Below are 20,485 nucleotides of genomic sequence, written 5' to 3' on the forward strand. Positions count from 1 at the left end.
TAACCGCCGTGGCGATGCCCGTGATGGTGATGGTGGCCCCAACCGTGATGGCGCGGGCGCCATCCATGATGACCATGACCGCCCCAGCCGTGCCCACGGTGCCCGCCCCAGCCATGGCGATGATGTCCACCCCAGCCATGGTGCCTACGATGGTGATGGTGATGGTGATGGTGCCCGCCCCAACCGTACTGAACAGGAACGATACTGGCCTGTGCCGGATCGGCCAAGGCTACGGAAGGGGAAAGGGGTGCTGCCTGAACGATGCCCGGTGACATGCCAACAACGCCGATGGCGAGGGCCGCAGCGGCAAACCAACCTCTCATCCGATGTGCGAATGCGCGAAACGCCATGTCAGCCTCCGTCGATTGCTACGCCAGGGCGATCCCGGCGCTGTAGCCAGACCGTAGGAGCAATGGGCTGAACCGTGCATGAGCCGGCTCTTCAGCCAACGTTCGCCAGCAATGACTCAGGGACGGCGGTAAACCCAGACCCGTGCTGGCGGAAGGTTGAGCCAAACACGGCTCGAGCGGCTGGCTGTATAGCTCCCGGCATCGCAGCGTTCGGGGATCGGCGGCACCACCGCATAAGTGAACTGCACGAAGGGCGAACCCGGATGCATCATCGTATGCGCGGCATTGAGAAGATCGAGACGTTGCTCAAGAGGTTTGGTGAACAGCGGCAGGCTGGAGACGGTTGCAGCGGCCTTTGAAGTGAGTAACTCACCGATCGTCTGTTTCATGTTGTAGGCGTCGCCGCGCAGGATCGTAGCGCGAGGAAAACGCTTCTGCAGCAATTTGCAGAAATCCGGATTGTACTCCACGAGCACGAGACGTTCCTGCTCGATGCCCCGGCGGATGAGTGCCTCGGTCACCGGACCGGTACCGGGTCCGAGTTCGATCACGGGGCCCGGCGTACGAGGATCGACATAGGATGCCATCATCCGCGCGAGCATCTTGCCCGACGGCGTCACCGAACCGGTAACGAGCGGCCTCTCGAACCAAGAGCGCAGGAAGCGAGCTTCATCCTCCAGCGGCTCCCGCCGTTCACGGACAGAACCGGTAGCGGCGTAGGCTTTGGCGCTGGGTCGGCGTAGCGGCAACAAGATCCACTATCCTCAGATCACGCGTGGGAGGCTAAGGCTAGACGACAAAAGAGCGATGTCCGTCAAGACACAAGCCTCGTATCATCAGGAAGGGCGGAGCGTGCTCGCGGCGGCGATGCAACACCGCCACAGCTACAACGGCAAAGAGCCGGTTTCGATCCGCCGTCGCGGATGAGGACGCCCGTCACGAGCGGGCTGCCCCGCTGAGACCGTCGAAGAAGTCCCGCACCTTCGAAAAGAAGCCTGCGCTCTCAGGGTGGTTCTCTTCGGAGGCCGTACTATTAAATTCTTGGAGGAGCTCGCGCTGACGCTTCGATAGGTTCTGCGGGGTCTCTACGAAGACCTGAATATAAAGGTCGCCGACATCCCGCGACCGCAGGACCGGCATGCCACGACCCTTTATGCGAAACTGCTTAGCGGTCTGCGTCCCCGCGGGGATGCGGACTTCCGTCTGCGAACCATCGATGACCGGCACAGTGATTTCGCCCGACAAGGCGGCTGTCACCATGGAGATCGGGACGCGACAGAAAAGATCGGCACCATCGCGCTGGAAGAAAGTATGCGGCTTGATCGACAGGAAGACGTAGAGATCGCCTGCCGGCCCGCCTCGCAGTCCCGTCTCGCCCTCTCCAGCCAGACGGATGCGCAGACCGTCATCCACCCCCGCCGGGACGTTGATGGACAGCGTGCGTTCTCGCGTGACGCGACCCGCGCCGGAGCAATTTCCGCACGGATTGTCGATGATCTCTCCGCGCCCATGACAAGCCGGGCAGGTACGCTCAATGGCAAAGAACCCCTGGGCCGCCCGCACGCGGCCGTAGCCGCCGCAGGTCTGGCAGGGCTTCGGCTTGGACCCGGCCTTCGCACCGCTGCCGGAGCAGACTTCGCAGGTTACCGCCGTCGCCATCGTGATGGTTTCGGTCTTGCCGGCGAACGCATCCTCAAGAGAGATCTCTAGATTGTAGCGCAGGTCTGCGCCGCGCTCACGGGTCGCGCCACCGCGACCGCCTCGCGCGCCGCCGGCTGCTGCCCCCCCTCGACCATCACCGAAGAAATTATCGAAAATGTCCGACATGAAGTCGCCGAACTCGTTTCCAAATCCGGGGCCACCCGCTCCCCCCTGCTGGAAGGCAGCATGACCGAAACGATCGTAGGCCGCTCGCTTCTGCCCATCGGTGAGCGTCTGGTAGGCCTCGTTGATTTCCTTGAATTTGAGTTCTGCTTCCGCATTCCCCGGATTGCGATCCGGGTGATAGGTCATTGCCAGCTTGCGGAAGGCGACCTTCATCTCGCCGTCGGTCGCGGTCTTTGAGACCCCAAGAATCTCGTAGTAGTCCCGCTTCGACATTCCCCGTCCTCAAAAGTCCCCGGCGGATCTCACCCATCGTCACGGGAATCACGCCATTGTCGGTAACCAGACGTGATGCGGGGCCGGATCACTCCGGCCCCGCATGCAGCGTGCGCCTTATGCCCGCTTCTTCTGGTCCTTGTCATCGACTTCCTGGAAGTCGGCGTCGATGACATCGTCTTTCTTAGTCTCCTCACCGGCAGCGGCATCCGCCCCGCCTTCCGGCGTTTGGCTGGCGGCGTACATCGCCTCACCGAGCTTCATGGAAGCTTGCATCAGATCCGTGGTGCGGGACTTGATGACCTCGGCATCATCACCCTCGAGGGCCGTGCGAAGGGCAGTCATAGCGGTCTCGATGGCGCCCTTGTCGTCGGCCGAGACCTTGTCGCCATACTCCTTCACCGACTTCTCGGTGGCGTGGATCAGGCTTTCGCCCTGGTTCTTCACCTCGACCAACTCACGACGCTTCTTATCCGCCTCGGCATTGGCCTCGGCGTCCTTCACCATCCGGTCGATATCGGCATCCGACAGACCACCCGAAGCCTGAATGCGGATCTGGTGCTCCTTGTTCGTCGCCTTGTCCTTGGCCGTCACGTTGACGATGCCGTTGGCGTCGATGTCGAAGGTCACCTCGATCTGCGGCATGCCGCGCGGGGCCGGCGGGATGCCCATCAGATCGAACTGGCCGAGCATTTTGTTGTCAGCCGCCATCTCGCGCTCACCCTGGAAGACCCGGATGGTGACCGCGTTCTGGTTGTCTTCGGCCGTCGAGAAGGTCTGCGACTTCTTCGTCGGGATCGTGGTGTTGCGGTCAATCAGACGGGTGAAGACACCGCCCAGCGTCTCGATGCCAAGCGACAGCGGGGTCACGTCGAGAAGCAGCACATCCTTGACGTCGCCCTGGAGCACGCCGGCCTGGACCGCCGCACCGATGGCCACGACCTCATCCGGATTGACGCCCTTGTGGGGCTCCTTGCCGAAGAAGGACTTCACCACTTCCTGGATCTTCGGCATGCGGATCATGCCGCCGACCAGAACCACCTCGTCGATCTCGGAGGCCGAGACGCCGGCATCCTTGAGCGCCTTGCGACAGGGCTCGATCGTGCGCTGGACGAGGTCGTCGACCAGGGACTCGAACTTGGCGCGGCTGAGCTTCAGCGCGAGGTGCTTAGGCCCCGTGGCGTCGGCCGTGATGTAGGGCAGGTTGATCTCGGTCTGAGTAGCCGAAGACAGCTCGATCTTCGCTTTCTCAGCGGCCTCCTTGAGGCGCTGAAGGGCGAGCTTGTCCTTCGTCAGATCGATCCCCTGCTCCTTTTTGAACTCGGAGGTCAGGTACTCGACGACTCGGTTATCGAAATCCTCGCCGCCGAGGAAGGTATCGCCGTTCGTGGACTTCACCTCGAACACACCGTCACCGATCTCGAGGATCGACACATCGAACGTGCCGCCACCGAGATCATAAACTGCGATCGTGCCGGTCTTCTTCTTATCGAGGCCGTAGGCCAGGGCGGCCGCTGTCGGCTCGTTGATGATGCGCAGGACTTCGAGGCCGGCGATCTTGCCGGCATCCTTGGTCGCCTGACGCTGTGCATCGTTGAAATAGGCGGGGACCGTGATGACGGCCTGCGTCACCGGCTGACCGAGGTGTGCCTCAGCAGTCTCCTTCATCTTCTGAAGCGTGAAAGCCGAGATCTGCGAGGGAGAATACTTCTTGCCGTCGGCCTCGACCCAGGCATCGCCATTGTCGCCGCGGACGATCTTGTAGGGCACGAGACCCTTGTCCTTCTGCGTCATCGGGTCGTCGTAGGTACGGCCCACGAGACGCTTGATGGCGAAGAACGTGTGTTCCGGATTGGTGACGGCCTGACGCTTGGCCGGTTGGCCGACGAGACGCTCACCGTCGTCGAGGAAGGCGACGATCGACGGCGTGGTGCGCGCGCCTTCCGCGTTTTCGATGACCTTGGGCTGCGTGCCTTCCATGACGGCCACGCAGGAATTGGTGGTGCCCAGATCGATGCCGATTACTTTACCCATGGCGGGATCCCTCTCATGTCATTTGGTCAAGCAGACCGCCGAGCCCCGAAGCGGCCCGGCCCATGGCGGTGAAGAACGAAAGATTGTGAGAGCGGAATTCGAACCAGCCAGAGCGCCTGAAACGCGCCAATCCAGGTCTTAATCCCGCGTCCCGCCGGATATAAGAAGGGTGATGCGGAGCCGCAAGGCGAAGCGTTCCGAACTGCCACGCCGATCCTATCTCCTTCGCGAATCGGGATGTTTGCACGAGGGATGATCGATATTCGGCAGCATGGATCTCAAAAATGTTGCAGGGACGCCACGTCCGCGCCACCCATCACATGCTAGTCTGGAACGTGGAAGACGGGCTTCCGGGCCGTCAAAGCGGGTCAAAAGTCAGTTTGTCGGCGAAAGCATCAGCCCCGGATGTGACATCAGGGTTTCGAAACAGTTGATGCAAGAACGAGAGCCCGACGCACATTCACCGTTCACCAGTCCGGTGCCGCGAGCTCCAAAGGCATGAAAGACTTGATGCGTCCATCCCGCGCCTTCCACCTGCTCCCTGCACTCCTCGTCCTGCCTCTCGTCGCCCTTCCGGCGAACGAAGCCGGGGCGCAGAACTTTTTCGAGGAGCTGTTCGGCATCGGCAAGGCGGCTAAGCCTCCAGTACCACCTCGCGGGGTACCTCCGGCCGGAGCGCCTCAGCCGGGGACGTTGCTGCCGCCGGGCGCACCAGGAGAAACAGCCCCTGAAGCTCCAAGGCCGGCCCCTGCGCCCCCGCGCCCCGTCGTCCTGAAAACACCGAGCGACGACAACATCCTTGGCCAGGAACTCCTGCTCAATGGCCTGACTGGCAGCCTCAAGATCGACAAGGCTGGCAATGCGGCCACCGCGCGGATCACCTTGCCCGGCACCAAGATTTCGCAGCCGAGCGAGACCTGCAAGGTACCGCTATCCGGGGGCTCGCCGATCTCTCTTTCCTCCGAGGGACGTCCCCAGGGCGTGGCGCGCTACGAGATCACCGGCGGTGAATGCCCGCTTCGGTTCGAAATCCTCGAAGGCAGCGTCTTGGTGACACCGATTAGCGGTGGCCGTGTCTGCAGCTTCGCATCGGCAGATTGCGCCACCAATCCGGGCGGACTATGGGGTCCTGCAGCAGCGACCCTAATCCCTCGCTCCGCCGAATTCGACTCTGGACGAGGCGTCGCCGACAAGGCTGTGCGTGATAACTATAAGGTGATGACCCAGCGCGCCCGCGGGCAGGACGTCCGCACCATCGTCACCGAACAGGCGGCTTTCTCCTCCGACCGTGAGCAAACGTGCCGGACCTATGCCCGGGAGGGCGCCCACGGCTTCTGCAACGTGCGTTTCACCGAGGCGCGGGCACTTTCCCTCGCGGCAAGGCTTGGCGCCAATACGAGCACACCGACCGCGAGCACGACGCCCAGGCCTCGTAAGGCGAAGCCGCCGGTGGAGGGTATGAACCCAGACAGCGACGGTTCGCCGATCGGAGAATGAAGCGATACGAGTCGATCCGTTCAGGCTCGCCCTGCGCTGAAGGATAGCATTGCCGGGTCGATACCGTTGCTGCGCAGAGTGCGTTCGTACTTCGTTTCGAGCGCGGCATTGAAGATCATTTCTGGGTCTGCGGGGCAGTTGAGCCAGCCATTAGCGAGAATCTCGCTCTCGAGCTGGCCTGCCTGCCACCCTGCATAACCGAGGGCGAGAACTGCGCTGGCAGGCCCCGCCCCGTTCGCGATGGCCCGTAGAATCTCCACGGTCGCGGTGAGGCAGATCCCATCATCAATGATGAGTGTCGACTGATCGATGTGGAAGTCGTCGGTGTGAAGCACGAAGCCGCGCTTGGCATCCACCGGACCGCCCATGAGCACCGGAATATGGCCCACCTTCTCACGCAGGCGGATCGCGTCGTCCTCACTGGCGATGTCCAACTGGACCAGGAGGTCGGGCATGTTCAGGTCGCTGGCCGGCTTGTTAAGGATAATCCCCATCGCACCATCGGCGGAATGGGCGCAGAGATAGATCACCGACCTTGCGAAGCGCTCGTCCGTAAGGCCGGGCATTGCCACGAGGAACTGACCGTCGAGATAGGCGGAGACCGGATCATGTCGCATCGCATCATGCTACCTGGGCGTGATGGCTTGTCCAGCAGGGATGCGATCCAGCCCATCGATAAGAAGGATGACGACCTCCCTGTCCCTGCTGAAGCGGCGGCGCGTGAATGATGCATCGCTGGAAAATTCGCAGTTCCTAAGCTTCGATGACCTAAGGATCGAAGCGGGAAGTTGGAGGTCCACGGCGTCGGGAAGGGCTGAATCATCATCCTTCCCCACGGATTTTCAGCCCTTGCTAGTTCGGGAAACGGGAACGGCCTTTCGCCTCCTCTTTTCGCTCGAACCCGACTGGGCTGAGGACGACGACCTATCCGTGCCCGCTCGATACGGTCGACGTCCATCAATGGAATGTGGACGGGGGCTCCTTCGCGGAGGCTCGCCTCGACACGCCCCGAGGCTCGGGCTAGACCCTTCTCACCTATCGGGGGTCATCATGGCTCCATTGGCCCATGAGCTCTCGCGCGTCGTGGTGTCAGAACTCGGTCATCGAGACCGGGCATGGGCTCCAGGCGATCTGAGGAGACGACGACGGATGACGATCCAGGTTGGCGACCACCTTCCACAGGTGACCTTTCGCGTGAATGGCGCCGGGGGCCCCGAGGCTAAGACCACCGACGATATCTTCAAAGGGCGCCGTATCGTGCTGATCGGCGTACCAGGCGCATTCACGCCGAGCTGCCACCGCAACCACTTGCCCGGCTTCGTCGAGAAGCAGGAAGAGATCAAGGCACGCGGCGTCGATGCCGTGGCGGTGACCTCCGTCAACGACGTGTTCGTCCTCGAAGCCTGGCAGAAGGCCAGCAATGCCGACGGGATCGAGTTCCTCGCCGACGGCAATGCCGAGTTCGCCAAGGCCATCGGCCTCGACATGGACGGGGCCGGCTTCGGTCTCGGACCGCGCTCTAAGCGTTATTCCATGCTGGTGGATGATGGCGTGGTGCGCGTCCTGAACGTCGAAGAATCTCCGGCCAAGACCGAGATTTCCGGCGTCGACGCCCTGCTCAAGGTCATCTGAACGGTCACATGTCCCGGGGTCGCGGTATCGCGGCCTCGTCGAACATCCTGCTGAGGGCGACCACGTCCGCGTGGTTGCCCGATACGAGATCGGTGATGTCACCGACGAGAAGCGCCTTGGCATGGCGGCAGGCGACACCGTAGCGTCCTGCCATACAGGTGCATCGCAGACGCGGGCCGCTCGGGCGGTCCTCCAGGGTCACCGCGTAGAGATTGCCGCTGCTACCCCGCACGGAGAACCGCATCGCCCCGATCGGCGAGACAGGTGACTCGAACGACCTTGTTTCCCGTTCGACATATCCGGCTGGCAGTCGCGTAACCGGCAGGTGGATCGCCCTTGCCAGGGCAGTGATGTCAGGAGCTCCGTGCTGCCTCGCCGCAGCGAGGGCGATCTCCGCGCAGGCATAGGCGTCCTCACCCGCATCGTGATGTTCGAAACGGATACCGAGCCGGGCGGCGACCTTGCCGAGGCCGCATCCCTCCGGTGCGGGAAACACTTTTCGCGCGATTTGAAGTGTGCAGAGCGAAGCGAAGGCTGGAACGGTCATGCCATAGGCGTGGAGCGAAGCCCGGAGCACACCCATGTCAAAGCCGGCATTGTGAGCGAGTACCAGCCCGGACGAGAGGTCGGGCAGGAACTCCGCCATCACATCCGGGAATTCCGGTTCCTTGCGGACATCCGCCGGCAGGATACCGTGGACCCGGATGTTGCCCAGCGAGAACCGAATCTCACGTGGCCGGATCAGGCGTGATTCACGCCGGACCACCGCACCACCTTCGATCCATGCGAGCCCGACCGCGCAGGCGCTGTCGCGCCGTTCGTTGGCCGTCTCGAAATCGATGGCGAGCGTCGTCACGCCGTCTCCACCATGGCGATCCAATCTTCCTCGCTCACCACTTTGACCCTGTGCTTCTCGGCATCTTTCAGCTTTGAGCCCGCGCCGGGCCCCGCGACGACAAGGTCGGTCTTGGCCGAGACGGAGCCCGAGACCTTGGCGCCGAGGCGTTCAACCGTGGCCTTGGCCTCGCCTCGGGTCATGCGCTCCAGGGTGCCGGTGAAGACAAGGGTCTTGCCGGCGAAAGCGGTCGCAGTGGCGGCCACCGCCATCGGCTCGGTCTTCACTTCTCCGAGCAGGGCGTTGACCGCATCGGCATTGTGAGGTTCGGCAAAGAACGCGATGAGGGAATCGGTGGCCACGGGGCCGATCTCGCCATCGTCGGCGAAGACCCGATAGGGATCGCCGGGACGCTGGTCACGGGCGCGGGCGACGGCTGCATCCACGGCAGCCTCGTCGCCGTAATGGGCGATCAGGTTAGCCCGCTGCGCCGTAGTCGGGCGCCGGCCCGTCCCGACCTCGCTGCCCTCCGCCTCGCCCACGAAACCGAATTCGAGCAACCGGTCCCGCGTCGTCGGCCCAACCCTCGGTACCGCCGAGAGTTCGAGCCAGTCCGGTCCAGCTTGAGCGGCGGCAGCGGCGGCGAGGGCCTGCATCAGGCTCGGCATATCCGGAAAGCGTTTGGCCAGGGCTTTGGCGGTGGACTCGCCAATATGGCGAATCCCGAGGGCGAACAGGAACCGGTTGAGGGCCAGGCTGCGGCGCTCATCGATGGAGGCGAGCAGGTTCTTAATGGCCTTGTCCTCGTCGTCCCCCTTCTTCTTCGCCTTTTTCGGTGGCGGCTCACCTTCGGCGCGACGCTCGGCCGAAAGCGCTTCTCGACGGGCGACGATAGCCTCCTTCAACGGCGCGAATTCCAGGCGGAACAGGTCAGCAGGTTGCTTGATGAGTCCGGCCTCGAACAGCACCTCGATATAGGTCTGGCCGAAGCCTTCGAGATCGAAGGCGTTGCGCGAGACGAAATGCTTCAGGCGCTCCAGTCCCTGCGCCGGGCAGATGAGCCCGCCAGTGCAGCGGCGTACCGCGTCGCGCTGTCCGGTGCGTGGATTGACCTCGCGGACGGCGCGGCTGCCGCAGGCGGGGCAGGTCTCCGGAAAGACATAGGGCTTCGATTCCGGCGGCCGCCGCGCAAGATCGACATCCATCACCTTCGGGATCACGTCGCCGGCACGTTGCACGATGACCGTATCGCCGACGCGGATGTCGCGACCGTCGCGGATCGGCTCGCCGTCCCCGCCAACGCCCTGGACGTAGCCTTCGTTATGAAGCGTCGCGTTCGAAACAACGACACCGCCCACCGTTACGGGCTTCAACCGCGCCAGCGGATTCAACGACCCGGTCCGGCCGACATTGATCTCGATGGCCTCGAGGATCGTGAAGGCCTTCTGCGCCGCAAACTTATGCGCCAGCGCCCAGCGCGGGCTGCGCGAGACGAAGCCGAGGCGTCGCTGAAGAGCCAGATCGTCGACCTTGTAGACGATGCCGTCGATGTCGTAGCCGAGGCCGGCGCGATCCTCCTCGATCGTGCGGTAATGCGCCAGCATGGCTTCCGCGTCTGTGCAGAGCACAGTGCGGTCGTTCACCGCGAATCCCCAGGAGGCGAAGGCCGCGATCATGCGGTGCTGCGTCGTCTCCGGCATCTCCGACATCTCACCCCAGGCATAGGCGAAGAATTTCAACGGCCGCGAGGCGGTGATCTGGGAATCGAGCTGGCGCAGGGACCCAGCCGCCGCATTGCGCGGATTGGCGAAAAGCGCCTTCCCTGCCGCTTCCTGGCGAGCGTTGATGGCGGCGAAATCCGCGTGCGAGAGATAGACCTCGCCACGTACCTCGCAGATCTCCGGCCAACCCGTCCCAGCCAGCACCTCCGGGATGCCCGAGACGGTTCTCGCATTCGCGGTCACATCCTCGCCGACCTCGCCATCGCCGCGGGTGGCCGCCGTGACAAGCTTACCCTCGACATAGCGTAGGGAGAGGGACAGGCCGTCGATCTTGGGCTCGGCAGTGAAGGCAAGCGGCTCATCGGGCAGGTTAAGGAAGCGACGGACCCGGCCCACGAAATCGTGGACCTCCTCATCCGCGAAGGCGTTCCCCAGCGACAGCATCGGCACCGCATGCCGAACTTTAGCGAATTTTTCCGAGGCCTTTGCGCCGACGGAGGCGCTTGCCTGTCCGGTGCCGGCAAGATCCGGAAAGCGGGTCTCGATCGTCTCGAGGCGACGCCGGAGGGCGTCGTATTCCGCATCCGTGATCTCGGGTGCGTCCTCTCCGTGATAGAGCCGGTCTGCCTCCGCGATCTGCTCGGACAATGCGGCGTGCTCGGCCCGAGCCTCCTCGGCGCTCATGGCATCGATCGGGTCGGACAAGGCGGATGCTGGCATGAATACGTTTCGCGGCTTTGGCTGGGGCATCGCGGGGTTTATCACAACCGGGCACGGCGACGGGAGGCCCCACGGATGCGCCTCAGCGGCACGGTGGAGAGGTAACCTTCGGCGGAAGCCATACGAATGGAACAGGCAGTCTCGCGCGAACGTGTGACTGGCCACCCTATATCGTCCCCACGCTCGCCTATTTGAGGGTGAAGACTTTTCCGATGACGGACCTTCATGCCTGCCACACCCGCTTTCTCCGCTCCCTGGCGTGACCGCGCCGGCCGTGTCTCGGGCTTGAAACTCGCGACATTCCTGTTCGCGCTGGCGCCCGGCCTCTGGCTCGCCGCCGCCTATGGGCTCGACGCCCTTGGGCCGAAGCCGATCACCGCCCTCATTCACAGCACAGGAGAGTGGGCGGTGCGCTTCCTGCTGCTGTCGCTCGCAGTGACACCGCTGCGGCGGATCGCGAACTATCCGAAGCTGATCCTGGTCCGACGCATGCTCGGCCTCACTGTCCTCGCCTATGGTGTCGTCCATCTAGGTCTCTATGTCGTGGACCAGAATTTCATCCTGTCGAAGGTGGTGAGCGAGATCGTCTCGCGGTTCTATCTCACGATCGGCTTCGTGGCCCTGCTCGGTCTCACCGTATTGGGGATCACCTCCACGGACGGGATGATCCGCCGTCTCGGCAAAGCCTGGCCGCGCCTGCATAAAACCGTCTACGTCATCGCGGTGCTCGGCCTGTTCCACTACTTCCTTCAGGCCAAGATCGACGTGTCGGCGCCGGTCTACTGGACGGGCCTGTTTCTTCTGCTGATGGGATGGCGGGGAATGCAGCGTTTCCGCCTGCCAATGAACGCGATCACCCTCCTCGGCCTCGCCATCGCGGCCTCCCTCGTCACCGCCCTGGTGGAAGCGGCGTGGTATGGGGTGAAGAGCGGCGTACCCGCCAGCGCGGTGCTCGGAGCCAATCTCGAATTCTACGATGGCCTGCGCCCGGCTTGGTGGGTGCTCGTCACCGGCATCGCGCTGCCCCTGCTCAACGTGATGCGTCCCGCCATGACTAGAGGCGGCAAGGGCAGACCTGCCCCCCACCAGTCCGGGCGGGAAGCGGTCCAGGCGAGCTGAGCGCTTGCTGCAGCGCAGTCCCTCACGCACAAGCTCAGCACCGTCCGGGTGAGTGGGCGTCTCGAACGTGAGGGAATTCCAGCGATGCGTGTCAGGCTTCTTGGAGCGGCTCTCGTTCTGACAGTCCTTCTTCCGTCCTTCGCCATGGCGGAATGCGCGAAGGCCGTGCCGCCAGCCCCGGCGACGCGCCCGACGAAGCCGACCGCCCCCGCCAAGCCGGCTTGCCTCGATGCCAAGGGAGGATGCCCCGGCTGGGAGGCCTACACGTTCAACGACGCGGTGAAGGCTTACAATCTCCAGATCGCGGCCTATCGTCCCCTGGCCGAGGCCTATGTGAAGGCGCTGAATGCCTATGTGAAAGCGAGCGGCGACTACGCGCAGTGTGAGGTGAAATCGCTGCAATAGTGGGGGCTTCGCGGACCCGTGACGCCTTCCCTCGCTTGACCCTCCTTGGGTGCGATGCCACAGCCTGCGGCATCGCCAGCGCCAGACAGGATGTCCGATGTCCGCTCCCCTCGACCTTCTCGTCCTCGGCAACGCCATCGTCGACCTGATCGCTCGGACGGATGATGGATTTCTCGAACAGCAGGGCGTCGCCAAGGGCGCGATGCAGCTCATCGACGAGGACCGGGCGGAGAGCCTGTTCTCGGTGATGGGACCGGCCACCATCGTTTCCGGCGGTTCTGGCGCGAACACCGCGGTGGGCGCGGCTCTCCTCGGCGCGAAGACCGGCTTCATCGGCAAGGTCCGCGACGACGAGCTCGGCGGCCTTTTCGCCCATGATCTCAAGGCGACGGGCGTCTCCTTCACTGTGCCGGCCGCTCCGGAAGGCCCCGCCACCGCCCGCTGCTTCATTTTGGTGACGCCGGATGGCGAGCGCACCATGAACACCTATCTCGGCGCCTGCCAGGGTCTGTCACCGGCCGATGTCGACGAGGCCACCGTGGCGAGTGCCCGCACCGTCTATCTCGAAGGTTATCTGTGGGACCCGCCGGCGGCCAAGGAAGCTTTCCGCAAGGCCGCCAAGATCGCCCACAATGCCGGCAACGCCGTCGCAATGACTTTGTCCGATGCGTTCTGCGTCGGCCGCTACCGCGAGGAGTTTCTGGGCCTCATCCGTGACGGCAGCATCGATATTCTGTTCGCCAATATTGGCGAGCTGAAGAGCCTCTACGAGACGGACAACGAAGAAGCGGCCATCAAAGCTTTGCGCGACGAGCGCAACCAGCGCGGCATGCATCTCCTCGGCCTCGTCACCCGCTCCGCCGAGGGCGCGATCGTGGTCAAGGGCGGCGAGATCCGCGCCATCGAGGCCGCGCCGGTGACCGAAGTGGTGGATACGACCGGCGCCGGAGACCTGTTCGCGGCGGGTTTCCTCGCCGGACATGCCCGCGGCCTCGACAACGTGTCGAGCGCCCGGCTCGGAGCCTTGGCGGCGGCAGAGGTGATCCAGCATATCGGCGCCCGGCCGCAGCACGACCTCGTGGCCCTGGCCAAGGCGCGCGGCCTCCTCTGAAATCACCGCCATAGCACCCCCCTTTCGACCGCCATCGGACGCGATTTACGAAGAAGCGGTAGATGGGTCCGATTCCGGTGCGGGAGGCCCGCGAAAGCGGGCTTGCGAGGCTCAACCGAGCAGGCGCTCAAACAGCGATCTGACCTCGGCGCGGCGTTCATCGAGTTCCGCCGCCAGGGTCGCGGCATCCGGCAGGCCCATGGCGATGGCGAGCCGCGTCAACGCCACCGACGCGCCCGCCTTCGATTCCGCCTCGCCCATGAGACGTTGCCAATGGAGCACGTCGTCGAAGAGGCGATAGGCCTCGCCGAGCCGTCGCGCCTCGTTCACCGGCAGAAGGCCCCGATTACCAGCCTCGGCGAAGACGGAGGATGCATCGAGGCCGATGAGACCGGGATGGCGCTCAGCATGGGCCAGGGTCAGGGCCTGGGCCATGAAGTCGAGATCGAGCAATCCTCCGGGCGCCAGCTTGAGATCGAGCGGCCCCGCAAACCCTTTCTCACTGGCCACAATCTGGCGCATGTCGCGAACCGCGCGGAAGACCTCCGCCGTCTCGCGCTTCAGCCCGACGATGATCTGGACCTGCGCCATCACCTCGTCGCCGAGACTTCGATCCCCGGCGACGACCCGGGCTCGGGTGAGCGCCATGTGCTCCCATAGATCGGCCTCCCCCTGCTGATAGGGGAGGAAACTCCGCATCTGCACCGCCACGGGCCCCTGCCCGCCGCCGGGACGCAGGCGAAGATCGACCTCGTAGAGACCGCCGCGCCGGGTCAGTGCGGTCAGCGCCGCGACGAGGCGTTGCGTCAGCCGGTTATAGGCCATGACCGCATCGATGGACTTCGGCCCGAGGCTCGTCCGGTTCTCCGCATCGAAATCGTAGAGCACGACGAGGTCGATGTCGGATTCCGCCGTCATCTGGTTGGCCCCGAGCCGCCCGAGGCCGAGGACGACACAGCGCCCGCCGGACACCTCCCCATGCTCGGCAAAGAACTGGCGGGAGACCGCATCGAGGCTTGCCGCCACGACGGCATCGGCGATGCCCGCATAGGCCCGCCCCGCCGCCTGCGGCGAGAGGATGCCCGTGAGCAGTCGCGCGCCGGTGACGAAGCGCAATTGCCGCGCGGCGTCCCGGCTGCGGTCGAGGAAATCCTCATAGGCCGCCGGTTTGCCGACCAGCCCGTGATACTGCGCGGCGATGTCCTCGGCATCGACCTTCGGCACGACGAAGGCCGGGTCGATGACCGTGTCGAGGACATGGGGACTGAAGGCGACGGTCTCGGCCAGGCGCGGAGCGCTTCCCAACAGGTCGGCGAAGAGCAGGCGCAGACGATCGTTCGAGCGCAGGATGGTGAGGAGTTCCACCGCCGCCGGCATCCGCGCGAAGGCGCGGTCGAGGGTATCCAGGGCCACATCGGGGTTCGGCGTGCCGCCGAGCGCCTGCATCAAGGCCGGGACGAGCTCGGTGAGAACCTCGCGGGCACGCGCCGTGCGCACAGCGGGGCGACGACCGAAATGCCAGCCGCGCACCGTCTCGGCCACGCGCTCGGGATCGGCAAAGCCCAGGGTCCGGAGGGTGGCGAGGGTCGCGGGATCGTTGTCCGTCCCGCTGAAGACGAGATTTCCCACGGAAGCCGACAGGTCCGGTTCCGCCTCGAACAACAGGGCATAATGCGCCTGCACGCGCCGGGCGTGATGGAGCAGTTCCGTCTCGAAGGCCTTGGCATCGGCGAAACCGGCGAAACGGGCGAAGCTCTCGAGGCCGGCCTCTTCGGTCGGCAATCGTTGCGTCTGCTCGTCATTCACCATCTGCAGGCGGTGCTCGATGGTGCGCAGGAAATCGTAGGCTTGGCCCAGCTCGTCGCGCGCGGTGCCGTCGATCCAGCCTTCCTCGGTGAGCGCCGCCAGCATCGCGATGGTGCGGCGGCCGCGCAGGTCCGGCCGTCTCCCGCCGAAGACGAGCTGCTGGGTCTGGACGAAGAACTCGATCTCGCGGATGCCGCCGCGCCCGAGCTTGATGTCGTGCCCGGCGACCGCGATCGTGTCGTGCCCGCGCACGGCATGGATCTGGCGCTTCATCGCATGGACGTCGGCGATGGAGGCGAAGTCGAAATACTTGCGCCAGACGAAGGGCCGCAAGCCCGCCAGGAAGTGTTCGCCCGCCTCGATGTCTCCGGCGATCGCGCGCGCCTTGATATAGGCGGCGCGCTCCCAGTTCTGGCCGAGATTCTCGTAGTAGAGATAGGCCGAGTTCAGCGAGATGGCCGTCGGCGTCGATCCGGGATCGGGGCGCAGGCGGTAATCCACGCGATGGACGTAACCCTCGGCGGTGCGCTCCTGCAGCAGCTTGGCGATCCCCTGCGCGAGTTTGGAGAAGAACGGCGTCGGAGCCAGTCCTTCCTTCAACCGCGCGATATCGGGATCGAAGAACACGACGAGGTCGATGTCGCTGGAATAGTTGAGCTCGCCGGCCCCGAGCTTGCCAAGGCCGAGGATGACGAGGCCGGATTTGAGCTGCGGGCTCGCGATGTCATGGGGGTAAAACCGCCCGGCCTCGGCTGCCTGCAACAAAAGAGCTTCGGCAGCCGCATGAACGGAGGCATCGGCGAAATCGGAGAGCGCCTTGGTCACCGTCGCCAGGGGCCAGAGCCCACCGATATCGGCGAGGGCCACCAGAAGGGCATGATCACCGCGGTTGCGTCGAAGCTCGGCGGCGACGGCGTCGAGATCGCGGACCTCTCCGGATTCCTGGCGTGCGGCAGAGCGCTGCCGGGCGATGAGGTCGGCCACCACGCGTTCGGGCGATCGATCCAGCATCGCGGCGACGTGCCCGGGGTCTCGGACGACACGCTGCCATAGAAAGGGAGAATGGTCGGCGAGGCCAAGAAGCAGCGCTCGTCCCGCCTCATCGAGATGGGCGAACGCGGCCTCGACCTCCTTGAGCCGTGCCGCCGCACGCTCGGGATCCATCAGGACGGGCGCCCTCGTCAGGCGCTGGGTCAAAGGCGCTTCCTCGGTCACGGGCTGTCCTTTCCCGGCTCAGCGGGTTCAGCAAAAGCGGGCACTGGTTCTACGTCAGAAAACGCGCGACACTTCAAAAGCCCAAGCTCGTGGTGGAAATCTGACGGAAGGTACCCGCCTTGGGCGTCCGCGATGGGTGAGAAGCGGGCTTTCGCTCTCCGCCCGGAATCGGACGTTCCGTATTCGGCCCATGTCGGTCCGCATGGAAAGCCGTCGAGGTTTTCGAAAAGCGGCCATTCGTCGGCCGGTAAACCGGCTCTGAGTGGTGAGGGAACGGAGGATTCGAGCGCAAGAAACCGGACGCGCGTCACCCAGGTGAGATCGTAACAAGAGGCGAACCCGCGAGAGGTCCGTCATGCCCCCTGCCGTGAACCGTACAATGTCTGCGCCCGAATGGGCGATGTTGCTTAGCCTTTCGGTGCTCTGGGGTGGATCGTTCTTCTTCACGCGCGTGGCGCTCTCCGCTCTGCCGCCGTTCACCCTCGTCGTCCTACGTGTCGGGCTCGCAGCGTTGATCCTCAACACCGTCGTGCCCCTCTCGGGCCTCAGAATGCCGCGCGAGGCGCGGATCTGGGCCGCCTTCCTCGGCATGGGCTTGCTCAACAACGCCGTTCCCTTCTGCCTCATCGTGTGGGGCCAAACCCACATTGCTTCAGGGCTCGCTGCCATCCTGAATGCGGCCACGCCACTATTCACCGTCGTTGCTGCCCACGTTTTCACGTCCGACGAGAGGATGACGGGCAACCGGCTCGTCGGCGTGTTCATAGGTCTTGCTGGCGTTGCGGTGATGGTCGGGCCAACCGTCCTGGCGGGCCTCGGGGCCGACCTGCTGGCGCAGCTTGCTGTACTCAGTGCGGCCTTGTCCTACGCCTTAGCTGGCATCTTTGGGCGGCGCTTCCTGCGGATGGGCGTTCAACCGCTCGCGACAGCCACAGGGCAAGTGACGGCGTCCGCGCTCATGCTTGTGCCCATCGCCATGGTTGTAGATCGACCATGGACCTTGCCGCTGCCGGATGCATCGGCGTGGGGCGCGGTCTTCGGTATCGCCGCCTTGTCTACAGCGCTCGCCTACGTGCTGTATTTCCGCATACTAGCAACGGCAGGGGCAACGAACCTACTCCTCGTCACCTTCCTCATTCCAGTATCAGCCATCATACTGGGGGCAGCAGTGCTGGGCGAGCGACTGCAACCGCAGCACTTCATCGGCATGGTGCTGATCGGTTGCGGGCTTGCGGCCATCGACGGCCGCCTCTTGACCTTCAGTCAGCGGCGGCGACGCATTCCGCCCGACGTATATCAAGGGCGGGATATCTAAGTGGCATGGTCGGGACCATCCTCTCAGGATCGTAAGCGAGCGGGGGGGATGGCCGCTTTCATGCATCTGTCGCCCGGAAGCAGGCCGTTTCAAACCCACCTCGACCCGGTCGTTGGCCTTTGCCTCGACGGCCTGAGAGCCGACCTTTCGAGAATCGACAAGGGGGTCGGGACGGACCCAGGCCGTCGGTTCCATCCGTCGGATGTCGACCACCAGATGGAGCATGGGCTCGCCAACGCGGGCCTGCTTTGGATCTCTCAAAGCAACTCCCGCTGCGCCGTTGTGCCGTGAGCGAGAGACGACGGCGACGGTAAGTTTTGTAAGGCAGTTTCAGGCCGGGAGGGTCATGACGACGCGAAGTCCCGGCTGATTGTCTTCCAGCGCGAGTGTGCCCTGATGAAGGCGCACCACCGCATTGATGAGACTGAGCCCTAGACCGAATCCCGGTAGCGACCGCGCTTCCTCCAGGCGGACGAACCGGCCGAGGACGCGCCCGCGCGCATCCTCGGGAATGCCCGGACCATTGTCGGAGACGATGACCGCAATGCCGGATCCGCGCTCTTCGGCGGTGACACGCACCGTTCCGCCGGCGCCGCCATATTTCACAGCATTGTCGATGAGGTTGGCGAGGGCCTGGCCCACGAGTTCGCGATTGCCACGGATCATGAGCCCTTCGGGCGCCTCGATGGCCAGTTCCATCCCCCGCTCGGACGCCAGTGCCTCATAGAGTTCGCCCACCCCCTGCGCCACGAGGCCGAGATCGAACCGGGCCATGATCTCCTGCGCGTTTCCGGCCTCCAGCCGCGCGATCATCAGCAGGGCATTGAAGACCCGGATCAGGCCGTCGCTCTCCTCGATGACGCCCTCCATGGCGGCACGCAATTGCTCGGGCGTATCGGCGCCGTGAAGCGCTTCGTCGGCGCGGTTTCGCAGCCGGGTGAGCGGGGTCTTGAGATCGTGGGCGATATTGTCGGAGACTTCGCGCAAGCCGCGCATCAACTCGCCAATACGCTCGAGCATCTCGTTGAGATTGCTCGCCAAGCGATCGAGTTCGTCGCCATTTCCGGCCACCGCGAGCCGCCCATCGAGGTCGCCGGCCATGATCCGGCGCGTCGTCTCCGTCATGGCATCGACTCGCCGGAGAACGCGGCTGGCCACGAACCATCCCCCGACGACCCCGAGGATGACGACCAGGGCCACCGAGGACCCGAAGGTCGTGGCGATGATGGAGCGCAGCCGGTCACGCTCCTCCACGTCGCGTCCGACGACGAGACGGAACCCTCCGGGGAGAACGAAGACCTGCAGAATGGCGTGGCGGTCGAGCACGTCGGATTGACCGCTTCGGGCATAGGCGGCCTCGGTCTGGCCCGGTTGGGCCAGGGTTCCGTCGGCGAGCGCTCCGACATTGCCGACGACCCGTTCTCCCGCCGCCGTCGTCACCAGATAGAGGGAGGCTCCCGGTTCGCCGGCCCGGCGTTCGACGACGGAGATCAGCCGGCGCAAACCTCCTGCCTTGTACTGTTCGGACAGGCCGTTGATCTCGGCCTCGATGGTCGACACCATCTGGTCGTCGAGCACGCGGCTCGCATTCCAGGCGACATAGCCCAAAGCCAGGAAGGCGAATGTCGCGAAGACGACCAGATAGGCGAAGGACAGCTTGAAGGCCGTCGTCCGGAACAGGTTCCGGATACGCGCGGGCAGACCGTCGGCCTCGCTCACGGCGTGTCGGACGAGCGCGAGGAATCGTCCGGTCGCAGGATATAGCCGGCACCGCGGATCGTATGGATCAGGGCGGTGTCGAAATCCTTGTCGAGCTTGGCCCGCAGGCGTGAGACATGGACATCGATGACGTTGGTCTGCGGGTCGAAATGGTAGTCCCAGACATGTTCGAGCAGCATCGTGCGGGTCACGACCTGCCCGGCATGGCGCATGAGATATTCGAGCAGACGAAATTCGCGGGGTTGAAGCAGAATTTCATGACCGCCGCGGGTGACGCGGTGCGACAGGCGATCGAGATGCAGGTCCCCCACATGATAGGACGTCGCCTCGGCGGTGCCGGGTGTGGATGCACGGCGCCGTGCCAACACCTCGGCGCGTGCGAGGAGCTCGGAGAAGGCATAGGGTTTCGGCAGATAATCGTCGCCACCGGCCCGCAGGCCTTTCACCCGGTCGTCGACCTGCCCGAGCGCCGAGAGGATCAGGATCGGCGTGGCGACTTCCTGCTCGCGCAGGGACCGAACCAGCGACAATCCGTCGAGCTTCGGCAACATGCGGTCGACGATGAGGACATCGTAATCGCCCTCCCGCGCCATTGCATAGCCATCCAGCCCATCGACCGCATGGTCCGGCACGTGACCGGCTTCCTTGAAAGCCTTGACGAGATAGGAGACCGCCTCGCGGTCGTCCTCGATGATGAGAAGACGCATGGGGCCGGACGATACGTGGTCGGGAATGCGCGGGAAAGCCGCTTGAGCTTGGATCGGCACGAAGCCCCCTCCCCTCTTCTGAGACAGGATGGGACTGTGCCGGGCCTCGCCTTACCTCCCTTTGGCCGGATCATGACCATCCGGTAAGGAAAGCGACTTTGGAACGCAAAACGCCCGCCTCGGATGAGGCGGGCGTTTT

General features: G+C 64.4%; 16 protein-coding genes. 7 read left to right on the forward strand and 9 right to left on the reverse strand.

From position 1 onward, the window contains the following. Window positions 1–74: 74 nt before the first annotated feature. Window positions 75–272: a hypothetical protein gene (locus ACYQML_RS24555; RefSeq protein ID WP_461234328.1), complete on the forward strand. Its 198-nt coding sequence runs from the start codon at window positions 75–77 to the stop codon at window positions 270–272. A gap of 194 nt (window positions 273–466) precedes the next feature. On the opposite strand, the gene ACYQML_RS24560 is transcribed toward ACYQML_RS24555, so the two are convergent. The 3 genes from ACYQML_RS24560 to dnaK form a co-directional block, all read right to left on the reverse strand. Then, complete coding sequence (locus tag ACYQML_RS24560; protein ID WP_056429636.1) at window positions 467–1,102, reverse strand: class I SAM-dependent methyltransferase; 636 nt, start codon at window positions 1,100–1,102, stop codon at window positions 467–469. 184 nt (window positions 1,103–1,286) lie between these two features. Beyond that, window positions 1,287–2,450 (reverse strand): molecular chaperone DnaJ, encoded by a 1,164-nt coding sequence (gene dnaJ, locus ACYQML_RS24565; RefSeq protein WP_056429639.1) that lies wholly within the window; start codon window positions 2,448–2,450, stop codon window positions 1,287–1,289. 117 nt (window positions 2,451–2,567) lie between these two features. Continuing rightward, window positions 2,568–4,484 carry a molecular chaperone DnaK gene (gene dnaK, locus ACYQML_RS24570; protein WP_056429641.1) on the reverse strand — a complete coding sequence of 639 codons (1,917 nt, stop codon included), beginning with the start codon at window positions 4,482–4,484 and terminating at the stop codon, window positions 2,568–2,570. Window positions 4,485–4,994: 510 nt separating this feature from the next. On the opposite strand from dnaK, the gene ACYQML_RS24575 reads away from it, so the two are divergent. After that, window positions 4,995–5,981 carry a hypothetical protein gene (locus ACYQML_RS24575; protein WP_056429643.1) on the forward strand — a complete coding sequence of 329 codons (987 nt, stop codon included), beginning with the start codon at window positions 4,995–4,997 and terminating at the stop codon, window positions 5,979–5,981. A gap of 20 nt (window positions 5,982–6,001) precedes the next feature. Here the strand turns inward: ACYQML_RS24575 and ACYQML_RS24580 are convergent, their stop codons facing one another. After that, the gene (locus ACYQML_RS24580; protein ID WP_056429645.1) at window positions 6,002–6,598 is read right to left on the reverse strand and encodes a YqgE/AlgH family protein; all 597 of its coding nucleotides are present in this window, start codon (window positions 6,596–6,598) and stop codon (window positions 6,002–6,004) included. 532 nt (window positions 6,599–7,130) lie between these two features. Between ACYQML_RS24580 and ACYQML_RS24585 the strand changes: the two genes are divergently transcribed. Then, window positions 7,131–7,613, forward strand: a complete 483-nt coding sequence (locus ACYQML_RS24585; protein ID WP_056429647.1) for a peroxiredoxin — start codon at window positions 7,131–7,133, stop codon at window positions 7,611–7,613. A 4-nt stretch (window positions 7,614–7,617) separates the two neighbouring features. Here the strand turns inward: ACYQML_RS24585 and ACYQML_RS24590 are convergent, their stop codons facing one another. Both ACYQML_RS24590 and ligA read right to left on the reverse strand, forming a co-directional pair. After that, a complete protein-coding gene (locus ACYQML_RS24590) occupies window positions 7,618–8,469 on the reverse strand; it encodes a 3'-5' exonuclease (protein WP_461234329.1) in 852 nt (283 codons plus the stop codon). Further along, complete coding sequence (gene ligA / locus ACYQML_RS24595; RefSeq protein ID WP_461234330.1) at window positions 8,466–10,889, reverse strand: NAD-dependent DNA ligase LigA; 2,424 nt, start codon at window positions 10,887–10,889, stop codon at window positions 8,466–8,468. Before ligA ends, ACYQML_RS24590 begins: the two co-directional genes overlap by 4 nt. Window positions 10,890–11,114: 225 nt before the next feature. On the opposite strand from ligA, the gene ACYQML_RS24600 reads away from it, so the two are divergent. The 3 genes from ACYQML_RS24600 to ACYQML_RS24610 all read left to right on the forward strand — a co-directional run bounded on the left by ACYQML_RS24600 (window position 11,115) and on the right by ACYQML_RS24610 (window position 13,524). Continuing rightward, window positions 11,115–12,008, forward strand: a complete 894-nt coding sequence (locus ACYQML_RS24600; RefSeq protein WP_461222435.1) for a protein-methionine-sulfoxide reductase heme-binding subunit MsrQ — start codon at window positions 11,115–11,117, stop codon at window positions 12,006–12,008. An 84-nt stretch (window positions 12,009–12,092) separates the two neighbouring features. Continuing rightward, complete coding sequence (locus tag ACYQML_RS24605; RefSeq protein ID WP_461234331.1) at window positions 12,093–12,413, forward strand: hypothetical protein; 321 nt, start codon at window positions 12,093–12,095, stop codon at window positions 12,411–12,413. Between the two features lie 97 nt (window positions 12,414–12,510). Next, window positions 12,511–13,524, forward strand: coding sequence for an adenosine kinase (locus tag ACYQML_RS24610; RefSeq protein ID WP_461234332.1), 1,014 nt, complete (start codon window positions 12,511–12,513; stop codon window positions 13,522–13,524). A 111-nt stretch (window positions 13,525–13,635) separates the two neighbouring features. Here the strand turns inward: ACYQML_RS24610 and ACYQML_RS24615 are convergent, their stop codons facing one another. After that, window positions 13,636–16,494 carry a bifunctional [glutamine synthetase] adenylyltransferase/[glutamine synthetase]-adenylyl-L-tyrosine phosphorylase gene (locus ACYQML_RS24615; RefSeq protein WP_461235782.1) on the reverse strand — a complete coding sequence of 953 codons (2,859 nt, stop codon included), beginning with the start codon at window positions 16,492–16,494 and terminating at the stop codon, window positions 13,636–13,638. 406 nt (window positions 16,495–16,900) lie between these two features. Between ACYQML_RS24615 and ACYQML_RS24620 the strand changes: the two genes are divergently transcribed. Next, window positions 16,901–17,860 (forward strand): DMT family transporter, encoded by a 960-nt coding sequence (locus tag ACYQML_RS24620; protein WP_461234333.1) that lies wholly within the window; start codon window positions 16,901–16,903, stop codon window positions 17,858–17,860. Window positions 17,861–18,190: 330 nt separating this feature from the next. On the opposite strand, the gene ACYQML_RS24625 is transcribed toward ACYQML_RS24620, so the two are convergent. Together ACYQML_RS24625 and ACYQML_RS24630 are read right to left on the reverse strand one after the other, a co-directional pair. Continuing rightward, window positions 18,191–19,579, reverse strand: coding sequence for a HAMP domain-containing sensor histidine kinase (locus ACYQML_RS24625; protein ID WP_461234334.1), 1,389 nt, complete (start codon window positions 19,577–19,579; stop codon window positions 18,191–18,193). Then, window positions 19,576–20,286, reverse strand: a complete 711-nt coding sequence (locus ACYQML_RS24630) for a winged helix-turn-helix domain-containing protein (RefSeq protein ID WP_461235783.1) — start codon at window positions 20,284–20,286, stop codon at window positions 19,576–19,578. Before ACYQML_RS24630 ends, ACYQML_RS24625 begins: the two co-directional genes overlap by 4 nt. Window positions 20,287–20,485 lie beyond the last annotated feature (199 nt).

Source organism: Methylobacterium sp. CM6244 (assembly GCF_054817885.1).